Source organism: Nitrospira sp. Ecomares 2.1 (assembly GCF_965152585.1).
Map to the genome: position 1 here is coordinate 4,212,671 of NZ_OZ224219.1, position 17,695 is coordinate 4,230,365.

The following is a 17,695-nucleotide window of genomic DNA, read 5'->3' on the forward strand; positions in this document are numbered from 1 at the left end:
CCATAAGTGTTTCTATCGAGCAAACAACCCTTACGCATATGACAAGCCTGCCCAAGGTCCCGGAGTCGTTAAGAAGTGGAAGGAAACGTCGGGTCATTGAGCGCTTCACTTAAATTCTGAAACTCCCCCACCGACAGCGTTTCCGCTCGTCGGGTCAACATGATACCTGTACGCTCTTGAGCCCTTTCCAAGCAGATCAAAGGAAAACCCGCCCCTCGTAGTGCGTTGAGGAGGGTTTTTCGCCGTTGCCCAAATGCCGCCCGTACCAGCGAAGCAAACGCGTCGGCTTCCTGCCCAAAGGAAGGCTGAGAAAAACGAATATCCAACCGTACAACTCCGGAATCTACATCAGGAACGGGGCGAAAGCATTTTCGAGACACGGGGAAACCGAAACGGACATCAGCTAAACGCTGCGCCATAACCGAGAGCACCCCATAGTCTTTAGTATTGGGGTTGGCGGTTAACCGTTTTGCGACTTCCAGCTGTACAGTTAAAACCATCCGACGGATCTTTGGCCGGGCTTCTAATAACCGAAACATAATGGGGGTTGAAATATTATAGGGCAGATTGGCCACTACGACAGCAGGTTCCGGTAGTTGATCGAAGGGATAACGAAGCGCATCGTGTTCTCGAATATCAAGATTCGAATATCCCGAAAATTCCTCTTTCAAAAAATCCACCATACGGGGATCGACTTCCAGGGCTAACACCTGCCTTGCCGATTGGCACAACAATCTGGTTAAGGCGCCGCCCCCCGGTCCAATTTCACAGACATAATCATTCGGCTGGAGATCCGCCAGATCGATAATTTTTCGGAGTAAATTGGGGTCAATTAGGAAATGTTGACCGAGCCGTTTGCGCGGATAAGGAGGAAGCGGTGCCATCATTATAGGCAAGGAGAAAAATGAGAAGAGGCATACCGGTGATTCATAGGGTAAGTGGCATCAGGGGATGCCGGTGGTCTGAATGTCTTTAAGCAACTTCTTAAGATGGCGCCGACACATATCCACTTCATCGGCTAATTCGTCAAACACATCGCCCACAAAATAGGTGGTTTCCAGCCATTCCTTGGTAATGAGTTGAAGATATGTCTGACTCACGTAGGGTGCCAGGCCTTCAACGACCTTCCTTTTCCATTTCGTGACATGGTCTTTCCCCTGCACCGCATTGAGGGCCTTCTCGGCCTGTGCATGAATGGTGTTAATTTCCTCGATTTGACTTTGTATAAACGCTAATAGCTCGGAGGATTGATCGGTCATTATTGGATCCTTTTCCACCAAAACAGGTCATACGAAAACACCTGGCAATTCCAGGCTGCCGGTGCCACACTTTTTTTATTTTAACCACACGATTACACTGCACAATCATCTTGCTGCCCCATTGAGAAGGTCATACCGAGTGTAATCCGATGCCCGGCTAAATAGTCAGAAACGTGCATGCGTTTTTTGTTTTCAGGTTGAATCTCCAAAAGATGCAAACTTCCCTGACCAGTCTGGACGCGGATGGACTGTTTCGTGATGGCAGTAATTGTTCCTGGAGCCTGAGGAGCGTCATGAGTAGTATGCAATATACCTGATTCTTGGTCTTCAATCTGAACTTTCCAAATTCCCCATCGCTCACCCTCCAGGAAGGTATACACACCAGGCCATGGCGACAGCCCCCGAATACGATTGGCAAGGCATCGCGCCGATTGTCCCCAAGACATCAAGCCATCTTCTTTAGTTAAGATGGGCGCCAAGGTCGCTGCCGAATCATCTTGAGCCGAAGGAGTCACTGTGCCAGCGACCCATCCACGCAGAGTCCGGACCAGTAGCGCTCCGCCAATCTCAGCCATTCGTGAAGCTAACTCTCCGGAAGTCTCGTCCTGACCTATAGAAATCACTTCCTGCTGTAGAATGGCCCCCGTATCCATCCCTTCATCCATGAGCATGATCGTAATACCGGTCTCCGCCTCTCCATCGATCACAGCCCATTGAATGGGAGCAGCACCCCGATACTTCGGAAGGAGGGACCCATGAACATTCAGACACCCTTTCGGGGGGAGCTCAAGAATAGTTTTTGGCAAAATACGCCCAAACGCGGCAACCACCACCAGATCAGGTTCCCATGCTCGAAGAGTCTCCATCAATTTGGGATCCTTCATTTTTTCAGGCTGCACCACCGGGATATTTTGTGACAATGCAAGCCCCTTTACCGGGCCGACTTGAACTTTCTTCCCACGCCCACTCGGTCGGTCAGGCTGACACACAACACCCACGACAGAAAATTCAGTTTTCAATAACTGTTGAAGCGTAGGAACTGCAAAGGCGGGAGTTCCCATAAATACAATGCGCATGACTAATTTCCTTAACACTGGAAAAAGAGGAAAATCAAAAGCACAGAATAAAGCTTGTTGACTCTCCAGGACAATAACATCCCGTCTGCTTTGCCAACCTTTCTTTTGCCATGCCCGCCTGCATTGACTCCCTTTCAATTACTGTGATAGAAGCCCACCCGGGGGCTTACTATAACATCTATAATATTCTTGACCCCTTAATTTTAGGAAATGGACCGCAACCATGGGTGGACATAGCCATTGGTCAACAATTAAGCGCCACAAAGGCGCACAGGATGCCAAGCGTGGGAAAATCTTCACGCGCGTCATCCGTGAAATTTCCATTGCCGCACGTAGCGGCGGCGACCCAGACGGTAATCCAGCCTTACGCCAAGCCATTGCGAAATCCAAAGAAGTCAATATGCCCGCCGATACGGTCAAACGGGCAATTCAGCGAGGTACTGGAGAACTTCCGGGAATGCAATTCGAGGAGTTTATGCTAGAGGGGTATGGACCAGGAGGGACGGCACTCCTCCTGGAGATTTCAACCGATAAACGCAACCGGACCGTAGCCGAAGTCCGAAATATTCTCACAAAAAATAATGGAACGATGGCTGAAGCCGGCGCGGTTGCCTGGCAATTTCAAAAAAAGGGGTTACTGGTCATCGAAAACCAGGCGGTGACTGAAGAACAACTATTTGATCTGGCGCTGGAAGCGGGAGCTGAAGACGTGAAACAAACTCCCACCGGATTTGAGGTCATTTCAGAACCAGCAAATTTCGAAGCCGTCAAGGAAGCCTTACAGAAGGCCCAGATTGAAACCAGCCTGTCCGAGCTCACTTTCCTCGCGCAAAACCATATTCAACTTGACGGCAGAGATGCAGAACAAGCCTTGAAGCTCATGGATCTCCTAGACGAGAACGAAGATGTAGCCAAGGTCCATGCCAATTTTGAGATATCTGACGAACTGATGGAGAAAATGGCTGCAGAAAGCACCTAGCCCTTTTGATCCCACTCCATTCTCTGATTTTTCTCTTACCGCGTTCTCTCATTGATCTTGAATTCTCCTGTCACCTTCCACTTTGACGAACAACTGAGTCTGCCAAAATGATTGCCTCACTTTCGGGAGTCCTCTCTTCTAAGACGCCACAAGATGCCGTCATTTCTGTGCAGGGTGTGGGGTATCATCTGTTCATAGCCCTTTCTACCTATTTCACTCTTCCTGAAATCAATTCTGCAGTCCAGGTTTTTGTTTCCACTCACCTGCGGAACGACACCATTCAACTTTTTGGGTTTTCCACCACCGAGGAGAAGCAGGCCTTTTCGCTCCTCACTACTATCAGCGGCGTCGGACCGAAACTCGCACTGAGTGCGTTATCAACCCTTTCCGTCCCAGATTTATGTAAGGCCATTGAAACCGGCGATCTTGAAACCTTAGGTTCCATCCCCGGCGTTGGGAAAAAATCGGCGAGTCGAATCGTCCTGGAGTTAAAAGACAAAACCAATCGCATCATGATTTCGGATTCCCACAAACCCTCAACAGCGGCAATGGAACCTATCAACTTTCTCCAAGAAGAAGCCGCCTCCGCACTCATCAATTTGGGATACCGAGCCCCAGAAGTCAAAAAGGCCATGAATCTCGCAACAGCTAAGTTGGACGAAGGATACGAACTCGAAGACCTCATCCGCACGACCCTCAAAGAATTAGCTAAAGGTTAAACGGAGGCGTTATTTCCTCCATCCCATAGATAATGACCACTCCTGACTATTAGAGTATTGGTCAAAGTCTAGGAGTATGGAATTCTTTCTCTAAAAAAGCTGTTACCAAAATGTGAAATCAGGGACAGAGGAGAAAAAGTTTCATCCCGGAAACCGAGATTGGGGAACTGTTGAATATTTCCCATATTTGGCTTTTTCACCACATAGATGAGTAGCAGAATCCCGAACAGGCAAAATAAGTGAGAGTCCATAATGGCGCGTTCAGTCCTGCCCTGATGGCTTTCGAAGGGAAGACCACATCCGATTGGACGAGCGAAGCGTAAGGAGGAGTATGTGGACAAGGCCAAGCGGCGAAAACTCTGCGGGCGGACTTTTTCAATACTGCCGTCATTAAACTTTGGCACAAGAAACTAAAACCTAATAGGCCACTGGATAATTCGTGGAATTCACTCCAACGCCTGCCCGCCACAAACAATCCTAACAAGGACCCGATCAGGTCTTAAAAATTTAAACGTTGCAGAACTGAAAGTACGGTGGGTTGGATTCAGAAAGGCTAAAGGGTTTCACGGATTTTTTGGCCGTTGTAGCCGCTTTCGAGGACTCGCTTAAAAAAACGCAACACATCTGCTAAGTCAAACCAAAAACCGCAATTGATACATTTCGCGTTGAACCGGCGCGACTCCCTGGTGTACTGACGTTCAACCAGCATCGTTCCTTGGCATCTGAGACACGTCATATCGATACAAACCTATTTCCCTGATTAGACACCCGCGTGAACGGATGGGATAACACCCATCTTCTTTCTTTTCCCCAGGGCCAATCTGAATAACTACAGTCCCTTTCAGCCCTCTTCCTGAGGCATCCAATTTGCCTATCGAAGTCGATTTAAAATAACCGCCACACATCCCGCAAGCACTCCGCCCCCAAAAACCGTCAGTCCCATAGAAAGTATTCCTTCCCACGTCCCGGAATGAGAAGAACCGTAAATCAGGTCTCTCATTCCGCCTTGAACCAGCAAGACGGCCAAGGTCAGCAGAGATCCCATTCCAAACCACCAGCCAAAAGTTCGCACATTCTCCTCACAAGGCTGAACCACGCTTTGGAACGGCGTTACGCCTCATTCTAAAAGGCAATAGTATTGTAAACATGGCAGAATTCGGGTATCAAGAACAAACCTTCGAAGTATCAAGAAGCGGGAGTTCCCGAAAGTTGGCTCTTCCGGAGATTCAACCCATGATGTAAAAAAATGGAGACATTACTAGATGCATTATTCACGACCGCCAACCCTGGTTCTTCTCCCCGATCGGTGGCAATTAATAGGGTGGTCAATGCAAAGGGGGCATGCGGGGTGGGATAATCCCTTGGAGGATAGTGAAACGTCCCATCGCCATTCCCAAATAGCAACGAAATACTCCCGGATTGAATATTGGCAACCGCCACATCCGGCAATTTATCTCCGTCAAAATCCTGGGCCACGCCAAAATTTGGACCGGCATCGCCTCCTGATTCTCTTCCCTCTTGAAAAGTCCCATCCCCGTTTCCTAAAAATACAGTAATCGTGTTCATCTCACCGTTAATCACGAGAAGATCTAGGGCCCGATCAGTATTGAAGTCCGCAAAGGAGACCCCCAAGGGCCGCTTGCCGGTTCGATAGTCAGTTGGAGCTTGGAAGGTGCCATCCCCCAAACCCAACCAGATCGACACAGCATGACTCATCGGCCCTCCATTGGTCACAGCCAGATCCAAATGTTTATCTCCATTCAAATCCTCGGTAGCCACAGAGGTCGGCGTATCTCCATATTCATATAATGACCCCAATCGAAATTTTCCGTTGCCCATACCCAACAGAATTTGAATTTTGTCGTTGCGGAGAGCCACCGCCAAATCAGGAAGAAAATCTTCATTAAAATCGCCTGTGGCAATACTCACCGGAGTACGATGAACCAGGTATTGGGCCCCACGCAAAAAAGTGCCATCGCCCTGCCCCAAAAACACGAGAGCATGATTATCCCCCGAACACGCCACGACAAAATCGGGCACGTGGTCAAGATTAAAATCATCAACAGCCACATTCCTCGGCTCCTGACAGGCAGAAATCGTTTTTTGGTCCTGAAAACTCCCGTCCCCTTTTCCCAAAAGCAGGGACAAGGAATTTCCCTGAATATTGCTGGTGATCAAATCCGTAAATCCATCACCGTTAAAATCACTTGCCCGGATTGAGGTAGGATTTTTCCCCACTGGAATGTCTAGGTAATGATAAATCAAATCAGGAGGATGGTACTCCTCGCGTGTAGGACAACCGACCAAGGACAGCAGACCCAAAAGCCCCAGAGGAATGACAAGTCGAGCACGCAAGGACTGACTGAAATACAATTCTTCTTGCCTTTCTCCAGAATATGTGGGTTGAGAGGGTACCAAAATAGATGCAGGATAACCCATGCACAGCGCATCGAGTATACGGATTTTTCCAAATGATGTAAAACCGGCGAGTAGTCCGAAAAGTCTCATTTTTTCTAGGAAGCTACAGACTTTGTCAAAAGTTACTTTGAAAGGGAGGACCGTAGCCCACTGGATGCCACGACTATCTTTATGTTATAGAGATCTCTTGTCTTTTTGTCTGTTTGTAAGGAGGAAACCATGGCTGAGGAAAAGCAAAAAATTGATCTAAGCATGTACGGGGTAGCCGAAATCATTAAATGGTGCATTACCCGCAACAATGGACGTATCCCTGGCTGCGATACCGCAGTATTCAAAGCACTTCAGGCTGCACTGGCGGAGAAGCCGGCCACAGGGGACTACTATACGCTGGATCAATTTTGGAAAACACGGAAAGTCTTCGAATTTACTCAAGATGAGGTAGCAGTGGTTGATCGATGTCTTTATGATCTCCCGAATTTTGACGGCGCTCAGCTACCACAAATCCGTTACAAATTTTGGCCAGAAGCTGTCTGTCAAAACTAAGGTTGTTTCTGGGACTCCAGCACCTTTAAACAATGTTTCCCCCTTCGATTTTGTCTCCACAACAGCCTTTGTCTTCGGCCTTAGGATAACGGCGAGAACGCGGGAACCATTCCCGACGGCCAGGATGAAGAAGGACGGGACAACTCATGCCAGCAATTCTTGCATGCACCCACTGTTGTACTTACGGACACCTGGTAAACGTGTGAAAGAAAAACCGCCAAATCAGTCCCCGCCGAACGCCAAATGAGTGGAACCCATTTTTTGTTACAGTGGCCTCTTGCCCTTTTTTAACACCTGCCATTCTCACAATGAAAACCAAGAATAGGTTAACTGTCTAGTGAAGCTTCCCCAGCAAGGTGCTGGGGATATCCTGCGCGGTATTTTGGAATTAAAGGAAGAACCCTGCTGACTCAAGGCAAAAGGGATGGTTACCCTTCCCCCTGAAGTAAATCTAGCGGAGAGAAATCATCGGTCAGAATTTCTCCAGGAGCCAGTACGACCGGCTCCTGTGACATGAAAAATGCAAACCCTTCTGACGGAAATCGGTCACGATTCATCTGACGGGCCAAAACATCCAAAAAGTTCGAAGAGCGCATAACGGAGACAGGTTCCCCACCAAAAAAAATCAGGTTCACGGACCCTTTTGCAGTGTCTAACCATTCAGGGCCCGCAACCCCATAAGGCACCACTTCAGGGAACGTCTGTTGCATAGTGGTCAACACCGCTTGTGCGCGACGAACATTTGCCGGCGCATCGGAGGAAGCCAGATTCACGGCAACGGCACCCTCAGGGTTCACATGCTTCCGTAATTCTTCAAAGAATTCATGAGTCGTTACGTGGAACGGAATGAGATGCCTGGCAAACACATCGACCCACACCACGTCATACTGGTAAGGGTTGTTTCGTAAAAACGTGCGAGCGTCTTCCACATACACATGATGGTTGAGCGGTGGCGTATAACCAAAATACCGTTCAGCGGCTTGGACGACAGACGGGTCCATTTCGACAACATCTAACTCCAAATCCGGCCAGTGCTTGCCTAACCACTTTGCCAATGATCCTCCGCCATGGCCTAAGATCAGTCCTCGCTTAGGATTCTCAACAAGTGGCAACACCCCCATCATGACTTGACTATAGGGCAAGGCAAGCGATTCCGGCGTCGCTTTCCACATCACCGCGTGGAAAGTATTGTCCAAAATAAGATAACGGAATAAATCATTTTCACTCACCCTCACCTGTTGGTACGGGCTATCTTCCTGATAAATTGCCGGTGGTAAAATGGTGACCGGATGAAAACCCATCCAGGTTATTCCGCCTACACAGGAAAGGAGTATGACCTGTAAACCAGGCTGGAGGATTCCAGCTCTCAATGTCCACCATAGACCAAGACAGATCTGGACTACGCCAAGGATAGCGACTAATGTGGTACTACCCAGCCAGGTTAACAGATAAAACGAGGTCCCCCAGGTTCCGACAAGACTCCCAATAGTTGAAATCGCAATCATGCCTCCGGTATGACGTCCAAGATGCCCCATATCCCCGATAGCCAAACGCAAAAGGGCCGGGAGAACACCGCTCAATCCAAATGCCGGAACCGCCAACAGCACACTGGCAGCAAAACAGGGGCCCCAACGAGGATCCTGAATCCATCGAGACACCCCAAAAACTACGGGCTGGCCTGCCCATGACAACAAAAGAGTCCACACACCGGACAGCAATAACAGCCCGGCCAAAACTCTCTGCGGAGCGTATCGATCAGCCAGCCAACCTCCCGCCGCATACCCACTGCTCATGGCAGCCAGGACCACTCCTATCAGCCCGCCCCAGACAAACAGTGAACTACCAAAAACCGGCGCGAGGAGTCGGCTTCCTAAAATTTCCAGCGCCATCACCACCGCACCGGTCGAAAACGCCGTCGCAAAACACCACCATCGTGGCAGACTGGATTGAGTCAACGAAGATCTTGTCATAAGATGGAGAAGTGCATAGACAAAAGGGAAGTGATGCTAAAGCATGATTCAGAGGGTGTCAATTCAAGCCTAAGCGAAAACTTGCATGCTCAGATTCTGCGTGAGGTTCAGCGTTCCCTTATCATAGAGCAAGACATTCGCCCCTGACATCTGACAGGTGAAACAACTCAACCCTTTCCGGTATCATTCCTATTCGGATGTCCCAATCAGCTCAACCTCCATCAGTCCCGTCATCTCCTCAAGGAGAGACCAGTCGGATTAGTCGTGCGGCCGGGCTGATCGGCGTAGCCACTTTCTGCAGTCGGATTCTCGGATTTATCCGAGATGTCATTCTCGCCAATTTGTTTGGCGCCAACGCTTCAGCAGACGCCTTTTACATCGCGTATCGAATTCCCAATCTGTTGCGAGAACTTTTTGCGGAAGGGTCCATGTCTTCCGCCTTTATCCCGATATTCACCGAATATCATTCGACCCGCTCCAAGCAGGAAACCTGGGAGTTAGCCAGCGCAGCATTCACCACACTCCTGACGCTCGTGACCTTTGTCACCTTAATGGGCGTCGTTGCCGCGCCAAGTCTCGTCTGGATTCTGGCACCAGGCCTCCATGGTCAGGCGAATCAACTTGCCACAACCACGCTCCTCACGCAGATCATGTTCCCCTACTTACTGTTCGTAAGCCTAGCGGCCCTGGCCATGGGGATACTCAATTCCCTCCATTCATTCGCCGTTCCTGCCTTGGCTCCTGTCTTTTTCAATCTTTGTGTCATTTTTTTTGCAGTGGCCATTTCGCCGTTATTTGATCAGGCGATTCTGGCTGTAGCTGTAGGCATTGTAGTGGGAGGGCTCGCTCAATTCCTGATGCAATTACCCAGTTTGCACAAACAGGGTTTCCCATTGTACTGGAATTTTCATCCGCGGCATCCCGGAGTGAAACGAATGGGGTTACTGCTCATTCCTTCCTTGCTGGGATTAGCTGTGACCCAAATCAATCTCACCGTCAGCACGATTTTAGCTTCGTATTTTCAAGGAGGCCCCACGTACCTGTTTTATGGGATGCGCCTCATTCAATTCCCATTAGGGATATTTGGTGTGGCAATGGCCACAGCCATCTTGCCCACCCTATCCGGCCAAGCAGCCCGTGGGGCCATGCATGAACTGCGGGAAACGGTGAATTTTGGTTTACGCATGGTGCTATTTATCATCCTTCCATCAATGGTTGGGCTGATGATGTTGCGTATACCGATTATTCATGTATTTTTTGAGCATGGTGCCTTTTCGGCTATAGATACAGTTGGAACCGCTTCGGCACTTTTTGGGTTTTCAATTGGATTGTGGGCGTTCGCCAGCTATCGAATTCTGGCAACCGCGTTTTATTCCCTTCAAGATACGAAGACCCCGGCCATTGTGGCTGTGGTTTCGGTTATCCTTAATATTGTGCTGTCATTATGGCTTATGCAATGGCTCCAACACGCCGGATTAGCCCTGGCGACCGCATTAGCTGCAATGGGAAACACACTAATTTTACTCACTATTCTAGGGAATCGGCTTCAGGGATTACTATGGAAGACACTCGGACTATCTCTGGTACGCACAGGAATAGCCCTTGTCCCTCTCATCGCCGTTTCCGCCTGGATTGCAGGATTTCCGCTATGGCAGACAACAGGACAGAGCCTAGAAAAAATTGCCTGGTTGAGCCTGGCACTTGCGGCAAGCACGATTGGATATTTTTCCGTTCACCAGGCATTCAAGTCGGAGGAACTTACGCACCTGAAGCTCATGTTGCGACGAAAAATACGAAAACCATCTACCACAACATAAGCATTCAAACTGACACGCCTACCGTCCTTATGACCGCTGGGCTTGAGATAGGCGATATCACACGAAAGGGTTTCATGATTGCCGTCATTCAACGCGTCAGACAGGCTTCAGTCACGGTTGAAAACCAAGTCATCGCCCACATCAACCGTGGGCTCGTCATTCTATTAGGGGTAGCCCAAGGCGATACCGGTCAAGACGTGACCTTCATGGTCGAGAAAATTCCTCGACTACGGATTTTTCCTGACACACAAGGGAAAATGACTGATGCGCTTCAAGACATCAATGGTGAACTCCTTCTAGTCTCTCAATTCACCTTACTGGCCAATACCGAAAAGGGACGACGTCCAAGCTTTGAATTGGCAGCACCTCCGGAAGAAGCACACATGCGATACCAGGAAACACTCGAACAATTCCTGGCTCTTGGCTTATCGGTACAAGCAGGGAAATTTGGGGCGACGATGGTCGTGGCATTGGACAATGATGGTCCAATGACCCTCATCCTGGACAGCAGGGTAGGCAAAGGAGTAAAAAAGGTTAAGAACCTTTTACATCAGGCCGATAGACATACATAGAAACCGACACACCCTGACGAAGGGACATTCGGTGGAAAGAGAGGGAAGGGCATCTATGACACCAATCCCTGAACAACATCCTCTAAGACAGTTATTTGGCCGGTTGACAGAACGAAACTTTTCCGAAGCATTGGGATGGCCGGATTTTCAAGTAACGGAATACGTTTCAAACCTGCTCCTCGAATTTATCCATATCGATCAACTCGCCCGTATCAAAGACCATGAGGGAGAACCCGTTGAAACAGTAGTAGAACTCCTGTATGCGGCCGAATCCCATAGCCAACAGTCTTCTGCCGAAAAAGAGCGGGATATTCATCGTCACATCGGGGACCTGACCCTGTTCCTCGCCGGACTCTTCCCCGAATATTGCAAACGAATAAAATGCTCCGGACTTATTCACCACAAAGACTTTTTGGTGGATTACGTCAAAGCCGGCAAACGCTCCTACAGCATTGTCGCTACCCATCAAGATCCACAGGGCAAAAATCCACCAGCGCTCTTTCAAACGCTTTCAACAAATTTTGAACTTTGTGTCGCGGGCCTAGGCTTTGTCCGATTGGACCTTGACCGTTTTCAAGATCCTAGCCTGAACCAAGCACAAAGCCACCTTTTCCACTAAACACTCTTCCTCCAAACAGTTCCCTTAGCTCCCGTCCCCCACCCGGAGGACTCTATTCGCTAACTCACCAGATTATCCGGGAGGGCCGTCTCATCATCCACAGATTTTGCAAGATCAACAAAAATAATCCAGTCAACATCAATGTTACGGAACATCAACTTCATAATCGAGGGATCATGCTTTTCACTTGGGCTTTCTTAAACCCGTTTTCTCGCTTCGATTCAGGAAATCAGGACGATCGCCTATGAATCAAAATGAGAGAAAGGCCTTATCATGTCATGCCTATTCAGATGGCAAAACAATATGCCGAAATGTCCATAATCAGAAAACATCACGGATATATCCTCGTGTTCGTGGGTCCGGGCATATGAGGATTAGAACAGCCCAAGATGCCGAGTCTTTCGAGGCACTCGCGAAGGTCTTCTGACCCTGAGTCTTTTATGACACCCGAACTGAAAAAGAAACTACAATCCTGCCCTAGTCTTCCCAGCCCAACACACGTCGCCGTACAAATTATCAACTTAGCCAACGAACCGGAAACCGACCTCCACAGCATTATCAGAATTCTCAATTGTGACCCGGCGCTGGCCAGTAAAATTCTACGAATCGCCAATTCTCCCTTATACCCATACTGCAAAAAAGTTGAAAGCCTTCATCAAGCAGTCCTGGTCCTGGGTCTCAACGCGACTATTTCACTTGCCTTGTCCTTTTCATTAATGAAATCGCTGCAAACCAGTCGCGGAACTGGCTTGGATTATGGACTGTATTGGAAACGTGCGCTTTTGGCAGGAACAGCCAGCCGGGCTCTTGGAGCGGCCTGTGGGTTAGTTGAAATTGAAGAGTTATATCTTTCGAGTCTCATGCAAGATCTGGGAATGCTCGCCCTCGATCAGGTGTTCCCTGACCTCTATAATCCCCCTAACCTGGATCAGACATCCCATGCCAGAATCATCTCCCATGAATACCAATGCCTGGGAGTCAATCATGCCGCCGTGGGGAGTTGGCTCCTGACGCAGTGGAATTTTCCCGATCGCCTCCGATTGGCCGTGGCCGGTAGCGATGACCCCTCTCGCATTCCCCAGGGAGATGAACTTGCAAAATTTGTCCATTGTGTGTCTCTGTCAGGGAAAATTGCGGAAATTTTTTTACGCGACTCTCAAAGCGCCTATATACAAGAGGTCAGAGAGAATGCCCAGACTTCGCTGAATCTCAATCCAGCAGAGCTCATGGAAGTATTGGAAACAACACAAGGGCTTCTTCCGGAAACAGAGAAAATATTCCGGACTGACTTACAACCATGGACCGAACCTCAAGCCATTCTGGAAAAAGCCCGGGAGGCACTTCTTCTCAGAAGCCTTCAGACTCTTAAGGAAGTTCAGGAGCTCCAACAGAATAATGCCGCCATGGAAGCCAAGTTCCACAATTTGGAAGAAATCCACCGTCATGATCCCCTCACCGGGGCATTGGCAAGAGCCTACTTGGATAAATACTTAAAAGCCTCTTTTGAGCATGCTCTCGTCAACCAAGAATGTCTGACCCTGGTTTTTGGGGACCTTGATAAATTTAAATCCGTCAATGATACCTATGGTCATCAGGCAGGGGATGGGGTTCTTCAATCTACCGCCCATCTCTTACAGTCGAAGCTTCGCACGACCGATTCGGTCGGACGCTACGGAGGAGAAGAGTTCGTGCTCATCCTGCCAAAAGCCTCCTCAGCCACCGCCGTCATGGTGTGCGAGAGAATCCTCTCCGCATTTCGGGGCACCACCCATGACATAGCCGGAGACAAACTCATCGTCACCATTTCTCTTGGCATCGCGACGCACACGCCGGATCACCCCTATCCCACGGTCACCGACTTGCTCCATGCCGCAGATGATGCCGTCTATTATTCTAAAACCCAAGGTGGCAACAGGTACACCTCCTATGACAAAATACAAACTGAACAATCCGTTTGATTATGAAAAAAAATACGATTCACCTCGCCCGTTTTTCTTAATCCCTTCGCACTTTGCCTAAGTCAACACCTATTCCCACACCGAGGGTCCTGATCCATGGGGGTGCAGGTTCCCGGCAACCGACCCCCAGTCAGTCCATGTGCCTCACAGAGGCACTCATAGGAGGATACGAATCCCTCAAAACAGGGCATTCACCCCTGGATGCTGCAGAAAGTATGATCTGCTATCTCGAAAAGTCCGGATTGTTTAATGCCGGGCGAGGATCGCTTCGACAACTCGACGGATTTCAACGGATGGACGCATCGATAATGGAAGGGCAATCCTTATCGGCTGGTGCTGTGGCCGGGTTGGAAGGATATCTCCATCCAATTTGCGCCGCGCGACGAATTATGGCCGATACCGATCATGTATTAATCGTAGGCCGGCATGCGAATCGATTGGCTCGGCATTTCGGTCTTGCCCGATTGGTCCATCGGAAGAGTTCGACTCCACTGATGAACAAACGAAATTCACGAAACACCCTGAATCCTAAATCCCAAGCTCTTTACCGCCAGTTAGGATTGTATGACACCGTAGGTGCGGTCGCCATGGACCGTGCCGGCCATCTTGCCGCAGGGGCATCAACAGGGGGAGTGGCGGTCATGTTACCTGGCCGGGTTGGGGATACCCCCTTAATCGGTGCGGGAGTGTATGCCGATGATACCGCCGGGGCCATTTCCATGACCGGCTTAGGAGAATCCATCATACGTGCCGGTATGGCCAAACATATGGCCATCCTGCTCGGGCTCGGCTGGACGCCCTTAAAAGCTGCCAACTACGCACTCAAGGCGCTCGTCAGCCGAATACAGGGGGAGGCCGGATGCCTCATCCTCGACCGCACTGGCAGGTTTGCGATTCGACATACCACCCCATGGATGAGCGCCGGGTATTGGAACGGCTGCGGCAAACCTGTTGTAAAAAGCCGTTTTCCCTGAAGGGTTGCTTAAAGCTCCTTTGTTTTTGAAACGCTCAACCCTAGCCGTTTATCGAAAAATTGCAAACAGATTTTCATTGATCATTCAAAACATGCGATAATTCGTAAAGGAATCTATACTATGTCTTCTTCTACCTTTCATCTCTCTATTCCGGTCAAGGATATTGAATCCACGAAAGAGTTTTACGCGGAAGGCTTAGGATGCGGCGTGGGCCGCCAGTCTTCCGTCGCCATCACATTGAATTTTCACGGACACCAAATTGTCGCCCATGTGACCAAGGACCTTGGCCCCCAACAAACGAGCATCTACCCCCGCCATTTCGGGTTAATCTGCCAGACAGAAGAGGAGTGGAATGAACTCCGGAATCGGGCCCACACGAATAGCCTCATATTTTTTCGTGAGCCCAGTCGACGTTTTTCTGGCACTCCTCTCGAACATTTAACGTTTTTTCTAGAGGATCCTTCGCATAATCTGCTTGAATTCAAATATTACCTTAATGCGAATGCCATCTTCGGGGAAGAGGCGTTTTCTCAAATTGGCGACGCTCACGAGCAGAATGGGTAGAAGGTTTTCCCTTACCTGTCATGGTTCTCCGGGCAACACTATCTAAGGGATTCAAGCACTTCCGAAAAATGCCCGTTCACTTTGACCTTAGGAAATATGTTCCTAATGGTCCCGTCTTCATCAATCACCACCGTTGTTCGTTCAATCCCCATATATTTTCGGCCATACATTGATTTCTCCTTCCACACTCCATAGGCCTGGATCATGGCCTTGGACTCATCACTCAATAAGGGAAAATTAAGTTGAAATTTATCGGAAAACTTCCGGTGGGACGAGACTGAATCGGCACTCACTCCGAACACGACTGCCCCGCTCTTTCTCAATTCCTGAATACCATCCCGAAAGGAACAGGCTTCTGTCGTACATCCGGGCGTGTCATCTTTCGGATAGAAATACACGACCACTTTTTTCCCTCGAAGTTCAGATGAGTTCACAATGTTTCCCGTGTCATCGGGAAGGGAGAAGGCTGGAGCAGGATCACCAACCTGTAACTCACGCGAAGAAACGATACGAGGACTCACCTGAGCGGGCTTTTTCGTTTTAGGGGCGGATGCCTTTTTGACCGTTGTTGAAGTTTTTCGAGATGTTGAAGCCACCCCCTGGCCGGTTGATGAGGAAGGCTTGGGAGTGGCCTTCTTTTTTGCAGCAACCTTTGGTTTTGTCGGTTTTGATGGTAACGGGCCCTTTTTCTTAGGCTGGGCTTTTTTCGCTTTGGATGCCATAGAATCCTCCTCTAATGACAAGTAAGTAAAACGTGGCGTGTCAATTCTTTCGCTGGACGAAACTACCCTTCCTCAATCCAGGAGATTCTCGTCATCTCCCTGGTGATGAGAGCCCATTGTACAATGGTTGACAGGTTCCATTCCTCTATTTTTTTGTCTCACACACCTTATTGGAACGTGACTAAGTAGATAGAGGAGCTTCCCCACACTTGCCGGTCCTCTAAAGACACCATAATAACAGGAAGAAGAAAACTGGCTGGAGTTACGAATTCGATCCAGGAAGGGACAAACTCTTGATCGGAATTAAAGGCCTCATCCCGTCGCCAGGGAATTTAAATTGGAAGGCATTCCCCCGGGCTTAACCGATGGGCTCTTCAATTCGAAAAGAGGGAGAAGTCAACGAAGTGTATCCTTGAAGGCGCAATTCTAAGGTTTTTATTTCCTCGTCTTTTTGTTTGAGATCCATAACCAGAAGATTATTCTGTACTTCGACATTCTGAAGTTCATCTTGCAAACTTTGTATTTCCGGATGCACCTGGTCCAATTTTTTCTTGGTAGCTTGTAGTTCCCGTCCCAGTTTTTCCTTTGTTTCGCTTAGTTCACGAGTCATAGCCTCTTTCGTTTTCTCCATCGTCGAGACATCATCCTCCAAGGTTTTCAGTCGTTCCTCTAGCATCATCTTCTCTCCCCGCATCGCCTGGACGATGGACTGAACTTCTTCAAGCAGATCAGCAATATTTTTCATCTCAATGGTCCTCACAGCTCCGAAAGGTTGCAACCGTTGCTTTTCATAATACGTTCCCAGTCAGGTATCGGCCCATTTTTCACCAATATTTAGAGACCATGCGATTGTTGTTCAGCTTTTCGTTTGATTGATTCCATGGACTCCTGATGACAGATCCGTCCAGGAGGCAATCGTCCATACCCATTTTTAATCCCTTGCATTTTTTGAGAGAAAAAGTACGGCTCACAGTTCTTGACAAATGTTTTCTGCGCCTTTTATATTGCATATTATTCCTATCGTTTTAGTATGAATTGAAAATGAACAAGTTCCCCATCAAAGTCACCTATGGGATTTTGGCCACAATCGAGCTAGCAAGGCAGGACAGATCCATTCCGCTTCAGGCAAAAATCATCGCTCAACGACAGGGGATACCCTCTCGTTTTATTGAGCAAATTCTTCAGCACTTGAAACAAGCCGGGATTATTAGAAGTCTGCGAGGAGCACAAGGAGGGTATACCCTGGCTCAACACCCCAATCAAATTTCCCTGGCGGATTTAGTGAATTCAATGAATGGATGGGCGACAGAACCATTGCTTCAACAAGGACATGCCAATGGTCATTCAGAAAGCCGACAAGCTCACAACGTCTTACTTTCAAATATTTGGCAACAGGTTCAGGAGGCGGAGCAGGCAGTCCTTCGGGGCATTTCGTTACAAAAATTGGTTGAACAGTATCAAACGCTCGAAACCCAGCGCTGTGTGATGTATCATATTTAGTTTTG

The 17,695-nt window shown here is 48.8% G+C and carries 18 protein-coding genes; 10 read left to right on the plus strand and 8 right to left on the minus strand.

Annotated features, from left to right (window positions below; all coding sequences use genetic code 11):
- Nucleotides 1-68: 68 nt before the first annotated feature.
- From rsmA to fmt, 3 genes are all read right to left on the minus strand, one after another.
- The gene (rsmA, locus tag ACWHYD_RS18640) at nt 69-887 is read right to left on the minus strand and encodes a 16S rRNA (adenine(1518)-N(6)/adenine(1519)-N(6))-dimethyltransferase RsmA (protein ID WP_447963513.1); all 819 of its coding nucleotides are present in this window, start codon (nt 885-887) and stop codon (nt 69-71) included.
- 57 nt (nt 888-944) lie between these two features.
- On the minus strand, nt 945-1,259 hold the full coding sequence (locus ACWHYD_RS18645; protein ID WP_447963514.1) for a hypothetical protein: 315 nt from the start codon (nt 1,257-1,259) through the stop codon (nt 945-947).
- Nucleotides 1,260-1,351: 92 nt separating this feature from the next.
- Nucleotides 1,352-2,335 carry a methionyl-tRNA formyltransferase gene (gene fmt / locus ACWHYD_RS18650; RefSeq protein WP_447963515.1) on the minus strand — a complete coding sequence of 328 codons (984 nt, stop codon included), beginning with the start codon at nt 2,333-2,335 and terminating at the stop codon, nt 1,352-1,354.
- Nucleotides 2,336-2,558: 223 nt separating this feature from the next.
- Here fmt and ACWHYD_RS18655 point away from each other — a divergent pair, with 223 nt between their 5' ends.
- Together ACWHYD_RS18655 and ruvA are read left to right on the plus strand one after the other, a co-directional pair.
- Nucleotides 2,559-3,314, plus strand: a complete 756-nt coding sequence (locus ACWHYD_RS18655; protein WP_447963516.1) for a YebC/PmpR family DNA-binding transcriptional regulator — start codon at nt 2,559-2,561, stop codon at nt 3,312-3,314.
- Between the two features lie 107 nt (nt 3,315-3,421).
- Nucleotides 3,422-4,033 (plus strand): Holliday junction branch migration protein RuvA, encoded by a 612-nt coding sequence (gene ruvA / locus ACWHYD_RS18660; protein WP_447963517.1) that lies wholly within the window; start codon nt 3,422-3,424, stop codon nt 4,031-4,033.
- An 871-nt stretch (nt 4,034-4,904) separates the two neighbouring features.
- Here the strand turns inward: ruvA and ACWHYD_RS18665 are convergent.
- Nucleotides 4,905-5,105, minus strand: a complete 201-nt coding sequence (locus ACWHYD_RS18665) for a hypothetical protein (RefSeq protein WP_447963518.1) — start codon at nt 5,103-5,105, stop codon at nt 4,905-4,907.
- Nucleotides 5,106-5,218: 113 nt separating this feature from the next.
- Nucleotides 5,219-6,472, minus strand: a complete 1,254-nt coding sequence (locus tag ACWHYD_RS18670; RefSeq protein ID WP_447963519.1) for an FG-GAP repeat domain-containing protein — start codon at nt 6,470-6,472, stop codon at nt 5,219-5,221.
- A gap of 198 nt (nt 6,473-6,670) precedes the next feature.
- Here ACWHYD_RS18670 and ACWHYD_RS18675 point away from each other — a divergent pair, with 198 nt between their 5' ends.
- The gene (locus ACWHYD_RS18675) at nt 6,671-6,994 is read left to right on the plus strand and encodes a hypothetical protein (RefSeq protein ID WP_447963520.1); all 324 of its coding nucleotides are present in this window, start codon (nt 6,671-6,673) and stop codon (nt 6,992-6,994) included.
- Nucleotides 6,995-7,422: 428 nt separating this feature from the next.
- On the opposite strand, the gene ACWHYD_RS18680 is transcribed toward ACWHYD_RS18675, so the two are convergent.
- On the minus strand, nt 7,423-8,949 hold the full coding sequence (locus tag ACWHYD_RS18680) for a spermidine synthase (RefSeq protein WP_447963521.1): 1,527 nt from the start codon (nt 8,947-8,949) through the stop codon (nt 7,423-7,425).
- A 212-nt stretch (nt 8,950-9,161) separates the two neighbouring features.
- Between ACWHYD_RS18680 and murJ the strand changes: the two genes are divergently transcribed.
- From murJ to ACWHYD_RS18710, 6 genes are all read left to right on the plus strand, one after another.
- Nucleotides 9,162-10,781: a murein biosynthesis integral membrane protein MurJ gene (murJ, locus tag ACWHYD_RS18685; protein WP_447963522.1), complete on the plus strand. Its 1,620-nt coding sequence runs from the start codon at nt 9,162-9,164 to the stop codon at nt 10,779-10,781.
- A 74-nt stretch (nt 10,782-10,855) separates the two neighbouring features.
- Nucleotides 10,856-11,353, plus strand: a complete 498-nt coding sequence (gene dtd, locus ACWHYD_RS18690) for a D-aminoacyl-tRNA deacylase (RefSeq protein WP_447963523.1) — start codon at nt 10,856-10,858, stop codon at nt 11,351-11,353.
- Nucleotides 11,354-11,408: 55 nt separating this feature from the next.
- Complete coding sequence (locus ACWHYD_RS18695) at nt 11,409-11,972, plus strand: hypothetical protein (RefSeq protein WP_447963524.1); 564 nt, start codon at nt 11,409-11,411, stop codon at nt 11,970-11,972.
- Nucleotides 11,973-12,412: 440 nt separating this feature from the next.
- Nucleotides 12,413-13,930 (plus strand): sensor domain-containing diguanylate cyclase, encoded by a 1,518-nt coding sequence (locus ACWHYD_RS18700; RefSeq protein WP_447963525.1) that lies wholly within the window; start codon nt 12,413-12,415, stop codon nt 13,928-13,930.
- 53 nt (nt 13,931-13,983) lie between these two features.
- On the plus strand, nt 13,984-14,904 hold the full coding sequence (locus tag ACWHYD_RS18705) for an isoaspartyl peptidase/L-asparaginase family protein (RefSeq protein WP_447963526.1): 921 nt from the start codon (nt 13,984-13,986) through the stop codon (nt 14,902-14,904).
- Between the two features lie 120 nt (nt 14,905-15,024).
- Nucleotides 15,025-15,468: a VOC family protein gene (locus ACWHYD_RS18710; protein ID WP_447963527.1), complete on the plus strand. Its 444-nt coding sequence runs from the start codon at nt 15,025-15,027 to the stop codon at nt 15,466-15,468.
- 38 nt (nt 15,469-15,506) lie between these two features.
- On the opposite strand, the gene bcp is transcribed toward ACWHYD_RS18710, so the two are convergent.
- The gene (gene bcp, locus ACWHYD_RS18715; protein WP_447963528.1) at nt 15,507-16,190 is read right to left on the minus strand and encodes a thioredoxin-dependent thiol peroxidase; all 684 of its coding nucleotides are present in this window, start codon (nt 16,188-16,190) and stop codon (nt 15,507-15,509) included.
- A gap of 358 nt (nt 16,191-16,548) precedes the next feature.
- Entirely contained in the window at nt 16,549-16,935 is a 387-nt protein-coding gene (locus tag ACWHYD_RS18720) for a hypothetical protein (protein WP_447963529.1), read from the minus strand.
- A 296-nt stretch (nt 16,936-17,231) separates the two neighbouring features.
- Between ACWHYD_RS18720 and ACWHYD_RS18725 the strand changes: the two genes are divergently transcribed.
- Nucleotides 17,232-17,690 carry an RrF2 family transcriptional regulator gene (locus tag ACWHYD_RS18725; RefSeq protein ID WP_447963530.1) on the plus strand — a complete coding sequence of 153 codons (459 nt, stop codon included), beginning with the start codon at nt 17,232-17,234 and terminating at the stop codon, nt 17,688-17,690.
- Nucleotides 17,691-17,695: the final 5 nt, after the last annotated feature.